The organism is Streptomyces hebeiensis, assembly GCF_052983195.1.
On sequence record NZ_CM129812.1, the window covers coordinates 3,066,395 to 3,082,987 of the forward strand.

General features: G+C 67.3%; 11 protein-coding genes. All 11 read right to left on the bottom strand.

Going from position 1 to position 16,593, the window contains the following annotated elements; all coding sequences use genetic code 11:
- Positions 1 to 149: 149 nt before the first annotated feature.
- On the bottom strand, positions 150 to 2,276 hold the full coding sequence (fusA, locus tag ACU6P3_RS13340) for an elongation factor G (RefSeq protein WP_030742165.1): 2,127 nt from the start codon (positions 2,274 to 2,276) through the stop codon (positions 150 to 152).
- Positions 2,277 to 2,315: 39 nt separating this feature from the next.
- Positions 2,316 to 2,786 (bottom strand): 30S ribosomal protein S7, encoded by a 471-nt coding sequence (rpsG, locus tag ACU6P3_RS13345; protein WP_030742163.1) that lies wholly within the window; start codon positions 2,784 to 2,786, stop codon positions 2,316 to 2,318.
- Positions 2,787 to 2,788: 2 nt separating this feature from the next.
- The gene (gene rpsL / locus ACU6P3_RS13350) at positions 2,789 to 3,160 is read right to left on the bottom strand and encodes a 30S ribosomal protein S12 (protein ID WP_003948652.1); all 372 of its coding nucleotides are present in this window, start codon (positions 3,158 to 3,160) and stop codon (positions 2,789 to 2,791) included.
- 549 nt (positions 3,161 to 3,709) lie between these two features.
- Positions 3,710 to 7,624, bottom strand: coding sequence for a DNA-directed RNA polymerase subunit beta' (locus ACU6P3_RS13355; RefSeq protein ID WP_030742161.1), 3,915 nt, complete (start codon positions 7,622 to 7,624; stop codon positions 3,710 to 3,712).
- A gap of 126 nt (positions 7,625 to 7,750) precedes the next feature.
- Positions 7,751 to 11,236: a DNA-directed RNA polymerase subunit beta gene (rpoB, locus tag ACU6P3_RS13360; protein WP_447197301.1), complete on the bottom strand. Its 3,486-nt coding sequence runs from the start codon at positions 11,234 to 11,236 to the stop codon at positions 7,751 to 7,753.
- Positions 11,237 to 11,829: 593 nt separating this feature from the next.
- Positions 11,830 to 12,213, bottom strand: a complete 384-nt coding sequence (gene rplL / locus ACU6P3_RS13365) for a 50S ribosomal protein L7/L12 (RefSeq protein WP_030742158.1) — start codon at positions 12,211 to 12,213, stop codon at positions 11,830 to 11,832.
- Positions 12,214 to 12,324: 111 nt separating this feature from the next.
- Positions 12,325 to 12,885, bottom strand: a complete 561-nt coding sequence (gene rplJ, locus ACU6P3_RS13370) for a 50S ribosomal protein L10 (protein WP_344276846.1) — start codon at positions 12,883 to 12,885, stop codon at positions 12,325 to 12,327.
- A gap of 299 nt (positions 12,886 to 13,184) precedes the next feature.
- On the bottom strand, positions 13,185 to 14,042 hold the full coding sequence (locus ACU6P3_RS13375) for an SCO4651 family lipoprotein (RefSeq protein WP_514414746.1): 858 nt from the start codon (positions 14,040 to 14,042) through the stop codon (positions 13,185 to 13,187).
- Between the two features lie 198 nt (positions 14,043 to 14,240).
- Positions 14,241 to 14,963, bottom strand: coding sequence for a 50S ribosomal protein L1 (gene rplA, locus ACU6P3_RS13380; RefSeq protein WP_030742152.1), 723 nt, complete (start codon positions 14,961 to 14,963; stop codon positions 14,241 to 14,243).
- Positions 14,964 to 15,043: 80 nt separating this feature from the next.
- Positions 15,044 to 15,478 (bottom strand): 50S ribosomal protein L11, encoded by a 435-nt coding sequence (gene rplK, locus ACU6P3_RS13385; RefSeq protein WP_030742150.1) that lies wholly within the window; start codon positions 15,476 to 15,478, stop codon positions 15,044 to 15,046.
- Between the two features lie 223 nt (positions 15,479 to 15,701).
- Positions 15,702 to 16,544: a transcription termination/antitermination protein NusG gene (gene nusG, locus ACU6P3_RS13390; RefSeq protein WP_447197303.1), complete on the bottom strand. Its 843-nt coding sequence runs from the start codon at positions 16,542 to 16,544 to the stop codon at positions 15,702 to 15,704.
- Between the last annotated feature and the right edge of the window lie 49 nt (positions 16,545 to 16,593).

The following is a 16,593-nucleotide window of genomic DNA, read 5'->3' on the forward strand; positions in this document are numbered from 1 at the left end:
CTGTACGCCTTACTCATCGGCGCCAGGTGATCTTTGCTGGGATGCCGGGGCCCGGGGCGCTCTCCGCTGATCCCTCCGGATCTCTCCCGAGGGGGCGGGAACGCCCACGGACCTGCCGGTGACAAGCCTAAAGCGTGAACTCGGTGGAGTTACTCGCCCTTGGCCTTCGCGATGATCTCCTCGGCGACGTTCCGGGGAACCTCGGCGTAGGAGTCGAACTGCATCGAGTAGCTTGCGCGACCCGAGGTCTTGCTGCGGAGGTCTCCGACGTAGCCGAACATCTCCGACAGCGGTACGAGGCCCCGGACGACCTTGGCGCCCGCCCGGTCCTCCATGGCCTCGATCTGGCCACGGCGGGAGTTGATGTCGCCGATCACATCGCCCATGTAGTCCTCGGGCGTGGTGACCTCGACGGCCATCATCGGCTCGAGGAGCACGGGGCTGGCCTTGCGCGCGGCCTCCTTGAACGCCTGCGAACCGGCGATCTTGAAGGCGAGCTCGGAGGAGTCGACCTCGTGGTACGCGCCGTCGATCAGCGTGATGCGCACGCCGGTCATCTCGTAGCCGGCCAGGATGCCGAACTGCATGGCCTCCTGCGCACCGGCGTCCACCGAAGGGATGTACTCCTTCGGGATACGGCCACCGGTGACCTTGTTCACGAACTCGTACGAGGCGTCGCCACCCTCGATCGGCTCGATCGCGATCTGCACCTTGGCGAACTGGCCGGTGCCACCGGTCTGCTTCTTGTGCGTGTAGTCCACGCGCTCGACGGCCTTGCGGATCGTCTCGCGGTAGGCGACCTGCGGCTTGCCGACGTTCGCCTCGACGCGGAACTCGCGCTTCATGCGGTCGACCAGCACCTCGAGGTGGAGCTCGCCCATACCGCCGATGACGGTCTGGCCGGTCTCCTCGTTCGTGTGCACCTGGAAGGAGGGGTCCTCCTCCGCGAGCCGCTGGATGGCGACACCCAGCTTCTCCTGGTCACCCTTGGACTTGGGCTCGATCGCGACCTCGATGACCGGCGCCGGGAAGTCCATGGACTCCAGGATCACCGGGTTCTTCTCGTCGCACAGCGTCTCACCGGTGGTGGTCTGCTTCAGGCCCATGACGGCGACGATGTCGCCGGCGCCCACCGAGTCGATCTCCTCACGCTTGTTCGCGTGCATGCGGTAGATCTTGCCGATGCGCTCCTTGCGGCCCTTCACGGAGTTCAGCACGGCGGTGCCGGACTCCAGGCGGCCGGAGTACACGCGGACGAAGGTGAGCTTGCCGAGGTGCGGGTCGCTCATGATCTTGAACGCCAGCGCCGCGAGCGGCTCGTCCTCGGACGGCTTGCGGGTGACGACCTCCTCCGGGTCGCTCACCGCGTGGCCGTTGATGCCCTCGACGTCCAGCGGCGTGGGCAGGTAGCGCACGACGGCGTCGAGCAGGGGCTGGACGCCCTTGTTCTTGAACGCCGTGCCGCAGAACACGGGGGTGACCGTCGTGCCGTCGCTCTTGCCGGACGCGATGGTGATACGGCGGATCGCCGCGTAGAGCTGCTCCACGGAAGGCTCCTGGCCCTCCAGGTACAGCTCCATGAGCTCGTCGTCGTTCTCGGCGACGGTCTCCAGCAGCTTGCCGCGCCACTCCTCGGCGGCCTCGGTGTGCGTGGCCGGGATGTCGACGGTGTCGTACATCTCGCCCTTGGCGGCCTCGGCGGACCAGACGAGCGCCTTCATCGTCACCAGGTCGACGACGCCCTCGAAGTTGGCCTCGGCGCCGATCGGGAGCTGCATGACGATCGGGGTCGCGCCGAGGCGGTCCTTGATCATGTCGACACAGCGGTGGAACTCGGCGCCGGTGCGGTCGAGCTTGTTGACGAAGCAGATGCGCGGCACGCCATAACGGTCGGCCTGGCGCCACACCGTCTCGGACTGCGGCTCCACACCGGCGACACCGTCGAACACGGTGACGGCACCGTCGAGGACGCGGAGCGAACGCTCCACCTCGACCGTGAAGTCCACGTGGCCCGGGGTGTCGATGATGTTGATGGTGTGGTCGACGCCTTCGAGCGGCCAGTGGCAGGTCGTCGCGGCGGACGTGATCGTGATGCCGCGCTCCTGCTCCTGCTCCATCCAGTCCATCGTGGCAGCGCCGTCGTGGACCTCACCGATCTTGTAGCTCACACCGGTGTAAAACAGGATGCGCTCGGTGGTCGTCGTCTTGCCCGCGTCGATGTGGGCCATGATCCCGATGTTGCGGACCTTGGCCAGGTCAAGCGAAGTGGTGGCCATATGGCTCAGTCTTCTCTCGGTCTCGATGTGGGGTAGCGACTACCAGCGGTAGTGCGCGAAGGCCTTGTTGGACTCGGCCATCTTGTGCGTGTCCTCACGCTTCTTGACCGAGGCGCCGAGACCGTTGGAGGCGTCGAGCAGCTCGTTCATGAGGCGTTCGGTCATGGTCTTCTCACGGCGGGCGCGGGAGTACCCGACGACCCAGCGCAGCGCGAGGGTGGCGGCGCGACCGGGCTTGACCTCGATCGGCACCTGGTAGGTGGCGCCACCGACACGGCGGGACTTGACCTCGAGGGTCGGCTTGACGTTCTCCAGCGCGCGCTTCAGCGTGATGACCGGGTCGTTGCCCGTCTTCTCACGCAGACCCTCCATGGCGCCGTACACGATCCGCTCGGCGGTGGAACGCTTGCCGTTGAGGAGGATCTTGTTGATCAGCGACGTGACAAGAGGAGAACCGTAGACCGGGTCGATGATGACCGGGCGCTTCGGGGCGGGGCCCTTACGAGGCATTCTTACTTCTCCTTCTTGGCGCCGTAGCGGCTGCGGGCCTGCTTGCGGTTCTTGACACCCTGGGTGTCGAGCGAACCGCGGATGATCTTGTAACGAACACCGGGCAGGTCCTTCACACGGCCACCACGCACGAGCACGATGGAGTGCTCCTGAAGGTTGTGTCCCTCACCCGGGATGTAGGCCGTGACCTCGATGCCGCTGGTCAGACGCACACGCGCGACCTTACGGAGGGCCGAGTTCGGCTTCTTCGGGGTGGTGGTGAACACGCGCGTGCAGACGCCCCGGCGCTGGGGGGAACCCTCGAGCGCGGGCGTCTTGTTCTTCTCGACCTTGTCCTGCCGGCCCTTGCGGACCAGCTGCTGGATCGTAGGCACTACTTCTCCGGTTTCTGTGTGCCGTCAGTAAAACTAACCTGGAACGTCACCGACCCACGCGGTCGGGTGTGTCGAATACTGCGGTGACCTCGCGGGTAGCGAAGAAGACGCAGATCACGGTGGCCGGTACGCGAACCCCTCATGCGGCTGAAGACACGCACGGGAGCCCAGGCACACCCCAGGCACAAGGTCTGAGCGTACCTACCGCACCGACTCCGGTCAAAACAAATGCCCCGCTCCCGACACGCCGGACACCGCGCCACCGGGCCGGGCGCCGGCGGACGGGCTCCCCACCAGGTCAGGGATCCGAGGCCGGCCGGGTCGGCGGTCGGCGCGGGCCAGGCGGCACCCCTCGGCGGGACCCAGAGCGTGGACGGGGCCAGGAAACGCGATCCGGGCGGGCCACGCCGTCTGACGTCCGGCGCACCCACGGGCGGCCCCGGACACACACCGGGCCGCAGACGGCCCCGTACGTACGCCGAAGAGCGGCCGGACACGCCGGAGGGCGGCCACCCCGTACGAGATGACCGCCCTCCGGTTCCTCACGCCTTACTGGTTGTACGGACCGTAGTCGTAGTCCTCCAGCGGAACGGCCTGGCCGGAGCCCGTGCCGAACGGCGAGTAGTCGATGTCGTCGTAGCCGACGGCCGAGTACATCGCGGCCTTGGCCTCCTCGGTCGGCTCGACCCGGATGTTGCGGTAGCGGGACAGGCCCGTACCGGCCGGGATGAGCTTACCGATGATGACGTTCTCCTTGAGGCCGATCAGGGAGTCCGACTTGGCGTTGATCGCCGCGTCGGTCAGGACCCTGGTCGTCTCCTGGAAGGACGCCGCCGACAGCCACGACTCGGTGGCCAGCGACGCCTTGGTGATACCCATCAGCTGCGGACGGCCGGAGGCCGGGTGGCCGCCTTCCGTGACCACACGACGGTTCTCGGTCTCGAACTTCGAGCGCTCGACCAGCTCGCCCGGCAGCAGCTCCGCGTCGCCGGACTCGATGATCGTCACCCGGCGCAGCATCTGCCGGATGATGATCTCGATGTGCTTGTCGTGGATCGACACACCCTGCGAGTTGTAGACCTTCTGGACCTCGCCGACCAGGTGGACCTGGACCGCGCGCTGACCGAGGATCCGCAGCACGTCGTGCGGGTTGGTGGCACCCATGGTGAGCTTCTGGCCCACCTCGACGTGGTCGCCCTCGCGCACCTGGACCTTGGCACGCTTGGAGATCGGGAACGCCGTCTCGTCGCTGCCGTCGTCCGGGGTGACGACGATCTTCTTGGTCTTCTCCGTCTCCTCGATCCGGACGCGGCCGGCCGCCTCCGAGATCGGCGCGACACCCTTGGGCGTACGGGCCTCGAAGAGCTCGACGACACGGGGCAGACCCTGGGTGATGTCGTCACCGGCCACACCACCGGTGTGGAAGGTACGCATCGTCAGCTGGGTGCCGGGCTCACCGATGGACTGGGCGGCGATGATGCCGACCGCCTCACCGATGTCGACCAGCTTGCCGGTGGCCAGCGAGCGGCCGTAGCAGAAGGCGCAGGTGCCCACCGCGGACTCGCAGGTCAGGACCGAGCGGGTCTTGACCTCCTCGACCCCGGCGCCCACCAGCGCGTCGATCAGGACGTCGCCCAGGTCGACATTGGCCGGCGCGATGACCTTGCCGTCCACGACGACGTCCTCGGCGAGCATCCGCGCGTACACGGAGGTCTCGACGTCGTCCGCCTTGCGCAGCACACCGTCGGCGCCGCGCTCGGCGATCCGCAGCTTCAGACCGCGCTCGGTGCCGCAGTCCTCCTCGCGGATGATCACGTCCTGCGAGACGTCCACCAGACGACGGGTCAGGTAACCCGAGTCGGCGGTACGCAGGGCGGTGTCGGCCAGACCCTTACGGGCACCGTGCGTGGCGATGAAGTACTCCAGCACGGACAGGCCCTCGCGGAAGGACGCCTTGATCGGACGCGGGATCGTCTCGTTCTTGGCGTTCGACACCAGACCACGCATACCGGCGATCTGACGCATCTGCATCATGTTTCCGCGCGCGCCCGAGTTCACCATCATGGAGACCGGGTTGGTCTTCGGGAAGTTCGCGTTCATCGCCTCGGAGACCTCGTTGGTCGCCTTGGTCCAGATCGCGATGAGCTCCTGGGTGCGCTCGTCCTTGGTGATCAGACCGCGCTCGTACTGCTTCTGGACCTTGTCGTCCTGCGCCTCGTAGCCCTGGACGATCGCCTTCTTCGCCTCGGGCACGATGATGTCCGAGATGGCGACGGTGACGCCGGAGCGGGTGGCCCAGAAGAAGCCGGCCGCCTTCAGGTTGTCGAGCGTCGCCGCCACGATGACCTTGGGGTAGCGCTCGGCCAGGTCGTTGACGATCTCGGAGAGCTGCTTCTTGCCCACCGTGTAGTCGACGAACGGGTAGTCCTCGGGCAGCAGCTCGTTGAAGAGCGCGCGGCCCAGCGTCGTCCGCAGCCGGAACGGGTCGCCCGGCTGCCACGGCGCGGCGGCGGGGTCGGCCTCGAACTCGTCGGAGGCCGGCGGGGTCCAGCCGCGCGGCGGGATGGTGCCCACCGGGAAGCGGATGTCGACCTTCGCCTGGAGCGAGAGCTCCCGGTTGTCGAAGGCCATGGTCGCCTCGGCGGTGGAGCCGAAGGACCGGCCCGCGCCGATGACCTCGCGCTCCTCCTCGTCGGTGGTGAGGAAGAACAGGCCGAGCACCATGTCCTGGGTGGGCATGGTGACCGGACGGCCGTCGGCCGGCTTGAGGATGTTGTTCGAGGAGAGCATCAGGATGCGCGCCTCGGCCTGGGCCTCCGCCGACAGCGGCAGGTGGACGGCCATCTGGTCACCGTCGAAGTCCGCGTTGAACGCGGTGCACACGAGCGGGTGGATCTGGATGGCCTTGCCCTCGACGAGCTGCGGCTCGAACGCCTGGATACCCAGCCGGTGCAGGGTGGGCGCGCGGTTGAGCAGCACGGGGTGCTCGGCGATGACCTCTTCGAGCACGTCGTACACGACCGTGCGGCCGCGCTCGACCATGCGCTTCGCCGACTTGATGTTCTGCGCGTGGTTCAGGTCCACCAGGCGCTTCATCACGAACGGCTTGAACAGCTCCAGCGCCATCGCCTTGGGCAGACCGCACTGGTGCAGCTTGAGCTGCGGGCCGACGACGATCACGGAACGGGCCGAGTAGTCGACGCGCTTGCCGAGCAGGTTCTGCCGGAAGCGGCCCTGCTTGCCCTTGAGCATGTCGCTCAGGGACTTCAGCGGGCGGTTGCCCGGACCGGTGACCGGACGGCCGCGGCGGCCGTTGTCGAACAGCGCGTCGACGGCCTCCTGGAGCATCCGCTTCTCGTTGTTCACGATGATCTCGGGGGCACCGAGGTCGAGCAGACGCTTGAGCCGGTTGTTCCGGTTGATCACACGGCGGTACAGGTCGTTCAGGTCGGAGGTCGCGAAGCGGCCACCGTCCAGCTGCACCATCGGACGCAGGTCCGGCGGGATGACCGGCACGCAGTCCAGCACCATGCCCTTGGGGCTGTTGCTGGTCTGGAGGAACGCGGAGACGACCTTGAGGCGCTTGAGCGCCCGGGTCTTCTTCTGGCCCTTGCCGGTACGGATGATCTCGCGGAGGCGCTCGGCCTCCTCGTCCAGGTCGAAGGACTCCAGGCGCTTCTGCAGCGCGGCGGCGCCCATCGAACCGTCGAAGTACGTGCCGAAGCGGTCACGCAGCTCGCGGTAGAGGAGCTCGTCGCCCTCCAGGTCCTGGACCTTCAGGTTCTTGAAGCGGTTCCACACCTCGTCGAGGCGGTCGATCTCGCGCTGCGCGCGGTCGCGGAGCTGCTTCATCTCGCGCTCGGCGCCCTCGCGCACCTTGCGGCGCACATCGGCCTTGGCGCCCTCGGCCTCCAGCTCGGCCAGGTCGGTCTCGAGCTTCTTGGCGCGGGCCTCCAGGTCGGCGTCGCGGCGGTTCTCGATCTGCTGGCGCTCGACGGAGACGTGCGCCTCCAGCGAGGGCAGGTCGCGCGTGCGGCGCTCCTCGTCCACGTACGTGATCATGTACGCGGCGAAGTAGATGACCTTCTCCAGGTCCTTCGGCGCCAGGTCCAGCAGGTAGCCCAGCCGGGACGGGACGCCCTTGAAGTACCAGATGTGGGTGACGGGCGCGGCCAGCTCGATGTGGCCCATCCGCTCACGGCGCACCTTGGCGCGGGTGACCTCGACACCGCAGCGCTCGCAGATGATGCCCTTGAAGCGGACACGCTTGTACTTGCCGCAGTAGCACTCCCAGTCCCGGGTGGGACCGAAGATCTTCTCGCAGAAGAGTCCGTCCTTCTCGGGCTTGAGCGTGCGGTAGTTGATGGTCTCGGGCTTCTTGACCTCGCCGTGCGACCAGGTCCGGATGTCGTCCGCGGTGGCCAGGCCGATCCGCAGCTCGTCGAAGAAGTTGACGTCGAGCACTTGTCGTCAATCCCTCTTTCGGGGGTTCGAGCCCCTCGCCTCAGCGATTGGATTGGGGCACTTCATCAATGGTCTGAACGGGTCCGGGGAGAGCCGGCCGGACACGGGGTCCGGCCGGCGAACCCGTCAGACCTCTTCGACGCTGCTCGGCTCGCGCCGGGACAGGTCGATACCGAGCTCCTCCGCCGCGCGGAAGACATCCTCGTCCGTGTCGCGCATCTCGATGGACATGCCGTCCGAGGACAGCACCTCCACGTTGAGGCAGAGCGACTGCATCTCCTTGATGAGCACCTTGAAGGACTCGGGGATGCCGGGCTCGGGGATGTTCTCGCCCTTGACGATGGCCTCGTACACCTTCACGCGGCCGGTCACGTCGTCGGACTTGATCGTCAGCAGCTCCTGCAGGGCGTAGGCGGCGCCGTACGCCTCCAGCGCCCACACCTCCATCTCACCGAAGCGCTGACCGCCGAACTGCGCCTTACCACCCAGCGGCTGCTGGGTGATCATGGAGTACGGACCGGTCGAGCGGGCGTGCAGCTTGTCGTCGACCAGGTGGTGGAGCTTGAGGATGTACATGTACCCGACCGAGATCGGGTCCGGGAACGGCTCACCGGAGCGGCCGTCGAACAGCCGCGCCTTGCCGGACGGCAGCACCATGCGGTTGCCGTCGCGGTTGGGGACGGTGTGCTCCAGCAGACCGGCCAGCTCGTCCTCGCGGGCGCCGTCGAAGACCGGCGTCGCCACGTTCGTACGCGGCTCGACCTGGTCCGCGCCGATGCCCTGGAGCCGCTCGGCCCACTCGTCCGCGAGGCCGGAGACGTCCCAGCCCTGACTGGCGAGCCAGCCGAGGTGGATCTCCAGAACCTGTCCCGGGTTCATCCGGGACGGGACGCCCAGCGGGTTGAGGATGATGTCGACGGGGGTGCCGTCCTCCAGGAACGGCATGTCCTCGATCGGCAGGATCTTGGAGATGACGCCCTTGTTGCCGTGGCGGCCGGCGAGCTTGTCACCGTCGGTGATCTTGCGCTTCTGCGCGACGTACACGCGCACCAGCTGGTTCACACCGGGGGGCAGCTCGTCGCCCTCCTCACGGTCGAAGACGCGCACGCCGATGACCTTGCCGGTCTCGCCGTGCGGCACCTTCAGCGAGGTGTCACGGACCTCACGGGCCTTCTCACCGAAGATCGCGCGGAGCAGGCGCTCCTCCGGGGTCAGCTCGGTCTCGCCCTTGGGGGTGACCTTGCCGACCAGGATGTCGCCGGCGACGACCTCGGCACCGATGCGGATGATGCCGCGCTCGTCGAGGTCCGCGAGGACCTCCTCGGAGACGTTCGGGATGTCGCGGGTGATCTCCTCGGGGCCGAGCTTGGTGTCCCGGGCGTCGACCTCGTGCTCCTCGATGTGGATCGAGGAGAGGACGTCGTCCTGGACCAGCCGCTGGCTGAGGATGATCGCGTCTTCGTAGTTGTGGCCCTCCCACGGCATGAACGCCACGAGGAGGTTCTTGCCGAGCGCCATCTCACCCTGCTGGGTGGCCGGCCCGTCGGCGAGGACCTGGCCCTCGATCACCCGGTCGCCCTCGTTGACGATGACCTTCTGGTTGACCGAGGTGCCCTGGTTCGAGCGGGAGAACTTGGCGATGCGGTACGTGGTGTACGTGCCGTCGTCGTTGGCGACGGTGATGTAGTCCGCGGAGACCTCCTGGACCACACCCTCCTTCTCCGCCTTGATGACGTCACCGGCGTCGACCGCGCAGCGGTACTCCATGCCGGTGCCGACCAGCGGCGCCTCGGACGTGATCAGCGGCACGGCCTGGCGCATCATGTTCGCGCCCATGAGGGCGCGGTTGGCGTCGTCGTGCTCCAGGAACGGGATCATGGCGGTCGCGACCGACACCATCTGGCGCGGCGAGACGTCCATGTAGTCGACGTCCGTGGCGGGCACGTAGTCGACCTCGCCGCCACGGCGGCGCACCAGGACCCGGCTCTCGGTCAGGCGCAGGTCGTCGGAGAGGGTCGCGTTCGCCTGGGCGATGACGAACCTGTCCTCCTCGTCGGCGGTCAGGTAGTCCACCTCGTCGGTGACCTGGCCGTCGGTGACCTTGCGGTAGGGCGTCTCCACGAAGCCGAACGCGTTGACCCGGCCGTACGACGCGAGCGAGCCGATCAGACCGATGTTCGGGCCTTCGGGCGTCTCGATCGGACACATGCGGCCGTAGTGCGACGGGTGCACGTCACGGACCTCGAAGCCGGCCCGCTCACGGGACAGACCGCCCGGGCCCAGCGCCGACAGGCGGCGCTTGTGGGTCAGACCCGACAGCGGGTTGTTCTGGTCCATGAACTGGGACAGCTGGCTGGTGCCGAAGAACTCCTTGATGGAGGCGACGACCGGCCGGATGTTGATCAGGGTCTGCGGCGTGATCGCCTCGACGTCCTGGGTCGTCATGCGCTCGCGCACGACGCGCTCCATCCGGGCCAGACCCGTGCGGACCTGGTTCTGGATGAGCTCGCCGACGTTGCGCAGACGGCGGTTGCCGAAGTGGTCGATGTCGTCGGTCTCGACGACGATCTGCGTGCCGCTCTCGCCGACCGTCTCGGTCTCGCCGGCGTGCAGCTTGACCAGGTACTTGATGGTGGCGATGACGTCGTCGGTGGTGAGCACGCCGGCGTCCAGCGGCTCGTCCGCGCCGAGCTTCTTGTTGACCTTGTAGCGGCCGACCTTCGCCAGGTCGTAGCGCTTGGGGTTGAAGTAGAGGTTCTCCAGCAGCGTCTGGGCGGCCTCGCGCGTGGGGGGCTCGCCCGGACGGAGCTTGCGGTAGATGTCGAGCAGCGCGTCGTCCTGGCCCTGGGTGTGGTCCTTCTCCAGGGTGGCGCGCATGGACTCGTACTCGCCGAACTCCTCAAGGATCTGCTCGGTCGTCCAGCCGAGTGCCTTGAGGAGGACGGTCACGGACTGCTTGCGCTTGCGGTCGATGCGCACACCGACCATGTCGCGCTTGTCGATCTCCATCTCCAGCCAGGCACCCCGGGACGGGATGATCTTGGCGGAGTAGATGTCCTTGTCGGACGTCTTGTCGATCGAGGAGTCGAAGTAGACACCCGGCGAACGGACCAGCTGCGACACCACGACACGCTCGGTGCCGTTGATGACGAAGGTGCCCTTGTTGGTCATGAGCGGGAAGTCGCCCATGAAGACCGTCTGGGACTTGATCTCGCCGGTCTCGTTGTTGGTGAACTCGGCCGTGACGAAGAGCGGCGCGGCGAAGGTGAAGTCGCGCTCCTTGCACTCGTCGATCGAGTTCTTCGGCGGCTCGAAGCGGTGGTCGCGGAAGGTCAGCGACATCGACCCGGAGAAGTCCTCGATCGGGGAGATCTCCTCGAAGATCTCCTCCAGACCGGACTTCCTGGGGACGTCCTGCCCGTTCTCCAGAGCCGCCTCGACACGAGCCTTCCAAGCGGCGTTGCCGAGCAGCCAGTCGAAGCTCTCGGTCTGCAGAGCAAGGAGGTTCGGAACCTCAAGGGGCTCTTTGATCTTTGCAAAGGAGATGCGCAGCGGGGCGGTGCTGGCACCGTTGTTCGTATTCGCGGTCGAGGCGTTGCGCGAGGCGGCCAAGAGGGGGTCCTTCCGAGGGCTCGGACTCACTACGCGCGTACCGGTCCCAGGCCGGGCACGGAGGGAGAAAGCCCAGTTCAGGGCCTTTCACTCACCGATACTCTTGCGAGGGGGTGCCCCTGGTGACGGGCAGGGGGCAGCTAACAGGCAGCGCAAAGGGACAGTGTAGCCACTTGGCACACTGATGTCCAGAGCGGGTTTTCCGACGCCCTCGTTTGTCCCAGCACCCTTGTCTCAACCGCGGTCAACCTCGCGTCCCCTGACGCACATCGATACTGCCCTCTTCGCCGCCGATCCATGCCTCGAATCCGGATCGATGTGACGACGCGTCCTGAGAATCGCGCGCTACGTGCGGTTCGTCAAGGCCCCCCACCCCATACGGAACCTCACCCGGGTGTGCGGACACAGCGATGATCACGATACTCGCCGCACGCCGAAGAGCAAGGCACCCCCCTCGGGAACGCGGAAGGGCGACCACCCGGCTGGGTGATCGCCCTTCGCGTCAACGCTGCGCCCGAGGGCGCCGGGACCGGCTCGTTCCGCCCGCGGGCGGCCGGTGGCGGTCCCGGAAGAGGTCCTGGGACCTCAACGGGTCACTTGACCTCGACGGAGGCGCCGGCGCCCTTGAGGGACTCGGCGGCCTTGTCGGCGGCCTCCTTGGCGACCTTCTCGAGAACGGGCTTCGGGGCGCCGTCCACGAGGTCCTTGGCCTCCTTCAGACCCAGGGAGGTCAGCTCACGCACGACCTTGATGACCTGGATCTTCTTGTCGCCGGCAGCCGTGAGGACGACGTCGAACTCGTCCTGCTCCGGAGCGGCCTCCTCGGCCGGGCCGGCCGGGCCCGCGACGGCGACGGCGGCCGGGGCGGCGGCGGTGACGTCGAACTTCTCCTCGAAGGCCTTCACGAAGCCGGAGAGCTCGAGAAGGGTCATCTCCTCGAACTGCGCGAGCAGGTCTTCCTGGCTGAGCTTCGCCATGATGGCGGTCCTTCCACTAATTCGGCTGGTGCCGGTATGTACAGTTCGGCGGGCGACTGCCTGACGGCATGACCGCGAGGGTCTGCCCGCTGCGACCGAGCGCGAGCGTGATTACTCGGCGTCGGCCTCGGCGGGAGCCGACGCGTCGGCACCGCCCTGCTCTTCCTTCTTGGCGCGAAGCGCTTCCGCGGTGCGGACGAACTTCGACGGAAGCGCCTGGAAGAGCGCCGCAGCCTGCGACTGCTTGCCCTTCATGGCACCGGCCAGCTTGGAAAGCAGAACCTCACGGGACTCGAGGTCCGCAAGCTTCTTGATCTCGTCGGCGCTCAGCGCCTTGCCGTCAAGGACACCGCCCTTGATGACGAGATTCGGGTTCTCCTTGGCGAAGTCACGAAGACCCTTGGCCGACTCCACCGGGTCACCGGTGACGAAGGCAACAGCGGTCGGACCCTCGAACAGGTCGTCCAGCGTGTTGATCCCGGCCTCGTTGGCCGCGATCTTGGTCAGCGTGTTCTTCACCACGGCGTACTGGGCGTTCCCACCGAGCGAACGACGCAGATCCCTGATCTGCGCCACGGTGAGACCCCGGTACTCGGTCAGCACGGCGGCGTTCGAGTCGCGGAACTTGTCCGTGAGCTCGGCCACCGCGGCAGCCTTGTCGGGCCTTGCCATGAGCATCGGCCTCCTTCCGGGTGATGAGGACCGCGAGGAAGGGGCTGGACAACGCAAAACGCCCCGAGCGCGGGCGCACGGGGCATAACTCGACCGAACGGAATCCGGGAGCTTTCCACAGTCACCTGCGCAGGACGTCCGCATCGAGCGGATCCTTCGGCCACCGCACCCTCGTACGAGTACACGGCAACGACCAGCGGTCTTTGGCTTCTGGAGGAGATTACGTCAAGGGGTCTCCGGCAGGCAAATCCGGCCCCCGCGCCACCACGGAGGCCGGGCCGGGGCCGGACCGGCGGCCGTCAGGCGGCGCCGTCCTCCTCCATCATCTCGGCGAGGTCCACCGTCTCGGCGGCGGGCGGGGCCGTGATCTCCACCGGCTTGTTGTAGTCCCCGAAGACCACCGTCACGTCGAGCGGCCCGCTCGGGGTCGTGCTCCGCATGCGGAACTGCTTGGTGTGGTCGCTGCCGTCGATCCACATGTCCATGGTCATCTTGTCGATGCCCATGTCCGCGTACGCCTTGAGCCCCTTCTCCTGGCGCTCCTTCGTCTTGGCGTCCGTCCCCTTCAGCGCCGCGCGCATGTCGTCCAGGGTGGCCGTGCCCGTGTAGTGCGTCGTCCTGACGCCCGCCACGGTCTCCTCGCCGACCTTCTCCAGGTCCTCGGCCGCGGTCATCGAGGCGGACTGGTCGGCCGGGTTCTGGTCGGCCTGGCCTGCGAGCGCGCCGAGAGGGTTGTCCTTCCCCTCCCCCAGCGCCTCCATCGGGAACTTGATCCAGCTCTTGCCGTCCATCTCCTTGGCGGCCTCGTCGCCGCCGTTGAGGTACATGCCGTCGGACGTGAGCCGGACCTCGATCGCCTGCTTTTCCCCCGCGACCTCGACGTCCATCGTCATCCGCATGGCAAGCGGCTTCAGGCTCATCGCGGCGTCGCCGTTGAACGTGCCCTGGCCCGGGACCTGCCCCTTCATCGTGTACGACATCGAGGTGATCTTCTTGCCGTTGTCCGCGGCCTTCTTGACCGCCGCGACCGGCGACATGTCCACGGCCTGCGCGGGCTTCTCCGCCTTCGGCTCGGACTTGTCCGCCGACGCCGAACACGCAGCCGTACCGCACAGGAGCAGGCTCGTCAGCCCGGCCACCGCGATCTTCCCGTACATCTTGTTCATGATCCCCCCCAAGGGTCCACACAAGTAGCTCAGATGTGCGATGACTGTACAGCCACCCTGTGACAACCCTGTGCGTACCGGCTCCGGCGGGCCTCTCGGACGAACACGACAAGCCGGTCCTCCCACCCGAGGGTTCGGGCGCGAGGACCGGCTTGTCGTGACGCGGCTGACCCGCGGCGGCCGTCAGCCTCAGACGGCGGCCGGGTCCTCCTCGACGAGGAGGTTGCGGGTGCGGTTGGCGTCCAGCGGGATGCCGGGGCCCATCGTCGTCGTCAGGGTCGCCTTCTTGATGTAGCGGCCCTTGGCGGCGGACGGCTTGAGACGGAGGATCTCCTCCAGCGCCGCGGCGTAGTTCTCCACCAGCTTGGTCTCGTCGAAGGAGACCTTGCCGATGATGAAGTGCAGGTTCGAGTGCTTGTCGACCCGGAACTCGATCTTGCCGCCCTTGATGTCCGTCACGGCCTTGGTGACGTCCGGGGTGACCGTGCCGGTCTTCGGGTTCGGCATCAGACCACGCGGGCCGAGGACACGGCCGAGACGGCCGACCTTGCCCATGAGGTCCGGGGTGGCGACGACGGCGTCGAAGTCCAGACGGCCCTTCGAAACCTCGTCGATGAGCTCGTCGGCACCGACGATGTCGGCGCCCGCGGCACGCGCGGCCTCGGCACGGTCACCGGTCGCGAAGACCAGGACCCGGGCGGTCTTGCCGGTGCCGTGCGGAAGGTTCACGGTGCCGCGCACCATCTGGTCGGCCTTGCGCGGGTCGACACCCAGACGCAGGGCGACCTCGACGGTGCCGTCGAACTTGGAAACGGTGGTGTCCTTGGCGAGACGGACGGCCTCGAGCGGGGCGTACGCGCGCTCCCGGTCGATCTTCGCGTCCGCGCCGCGGAGAGCCTTGCTGCGCTTCACTTCTTCTCCTGGGTTTTCTGCAGGTGTGGAGTTCGTGGTCCGGGCCGCGCATGGCCCTGCCACTGGGGTGCCCGGCTGGGTCAGCCCTCGATCGTGACGCCCAGCGAACGGGCGGTGCCGGCGATGATCTTCTCGGCGGCGTCCAGGTCGTTCGCGTTCAGGTCGGGCATCTTGGTCGTGGCGATCTCGCGCACCTGGTCACGGGTGATCTTCGCGACCTTCGTGGTGTGAGGGGTGCCGGAGCCCTTGGCCACGCCCGCGGCCTTGAGGATCAGCTTGGCGGCCGGCGGAGTCTTCGTGATGAAGGTGAAGGAGCGGTCCTCGTAGACCGTGATCTCCACCGGCACGACCGTGCCACGCTGCGACTCGGTCGCGGCGTTGTAGGCCTTGCAGAACTCCATGATGTTGACGCCGTGCTGACCCAGCGCGGGACCGACCGGCGGAGCCGGGTTGGCCGCGCCGGCCTGGATCTGGAGCTTGATGAGCCCCGTGACCTTCTTCTTCTTGGGAGGCATGTGTTCTCTCCGGGTCCTGGTGAGAGTATTCAGCCGACCACCCGGTCATCCGGATGGAGGCATACCGCACAACGATAACGGGTAGAGGTGTGCGGTTAAAAACCGACAGGTCAGACAGGCACTCGGCCTGTCCGACCCGGTCGGAATGTGCTCGGGAGCCGTTCGGCGTCCGTACAGCCGGAGCGGGCCGGAGCGATGTGCGCTCCGGCCCGCTCCGGCGTGCTCAGTTTTTCTGGATCTGGTCGAAGCTCAGCTCGACCGGGGTCTCCCGGCCGAAGATCTCGACCAGGCCCTTGACCTTCTTCGAGTCGGCGTTGATCTCGTTGATCGTCGCCTGGAGCGTCGCGAACGGGCCGTCCGTGACGGTGACCGAGTCGCCCACCTCGAAGTCCAGCACCTGGACCTCGACCTTGCGGGCCGGAGCCGGCTTGCCCTCGGCCTCCGCGGCCTCACGGGCGGCCTTCTCCTCGGCCTCCGGGGCGAGCATCTTGACGATCTCGTCCAGGGTCAGCGGATACGGGTCGTAGGCGTTGCCCACGAAGCCGGTGACACCGGGGGTGTTGCGGACGACGCCCCAGGACTCGTTCGTCAGGTCCATGCGCACCAGGACATAGCCCGGGAGCTTGTTCTGGCGAACGTTCTTCCGCTCGCCGTTCTTGATCTGGACGATCTCTTCCTCGGGGACCTCGGCCTGGTAGATGAACTCCTCGACGTTCAGCGAGACGGCGCGCTGCTCCAGGTTGGCCTTCACGCGCTTCTCATAGCCCGCGTAGGTGTGGATGACGTACCACTCGCCGGGCAGACCACGCAGTTCCTCACGGAGGGCGGCGATCGGGTCGACCGGGGCCTCGGGCTCCTCGGCGGCGGGCTCCTCGGCCTGCTCGTCGTCGGTCGCCTCCGCTTCCCCCGCCGCGCCGGCCGCGGCCTCTTCGGCCGGCTCACCCGCGGCGTCGTCAGCGGATTCGGCCCGGTCTGGCTCGACAGCGTCCGCCGCCTCGACGATGTCGGTCTCGTCCTTGGCGGACTCCACCGACTCGCCGGCGTCGTTCAGTTTCGGGTCAGACACGGTGGCTGCTTCTTCCTGGCTCAATGGGTGGAACACGCGAAAGGGGCGC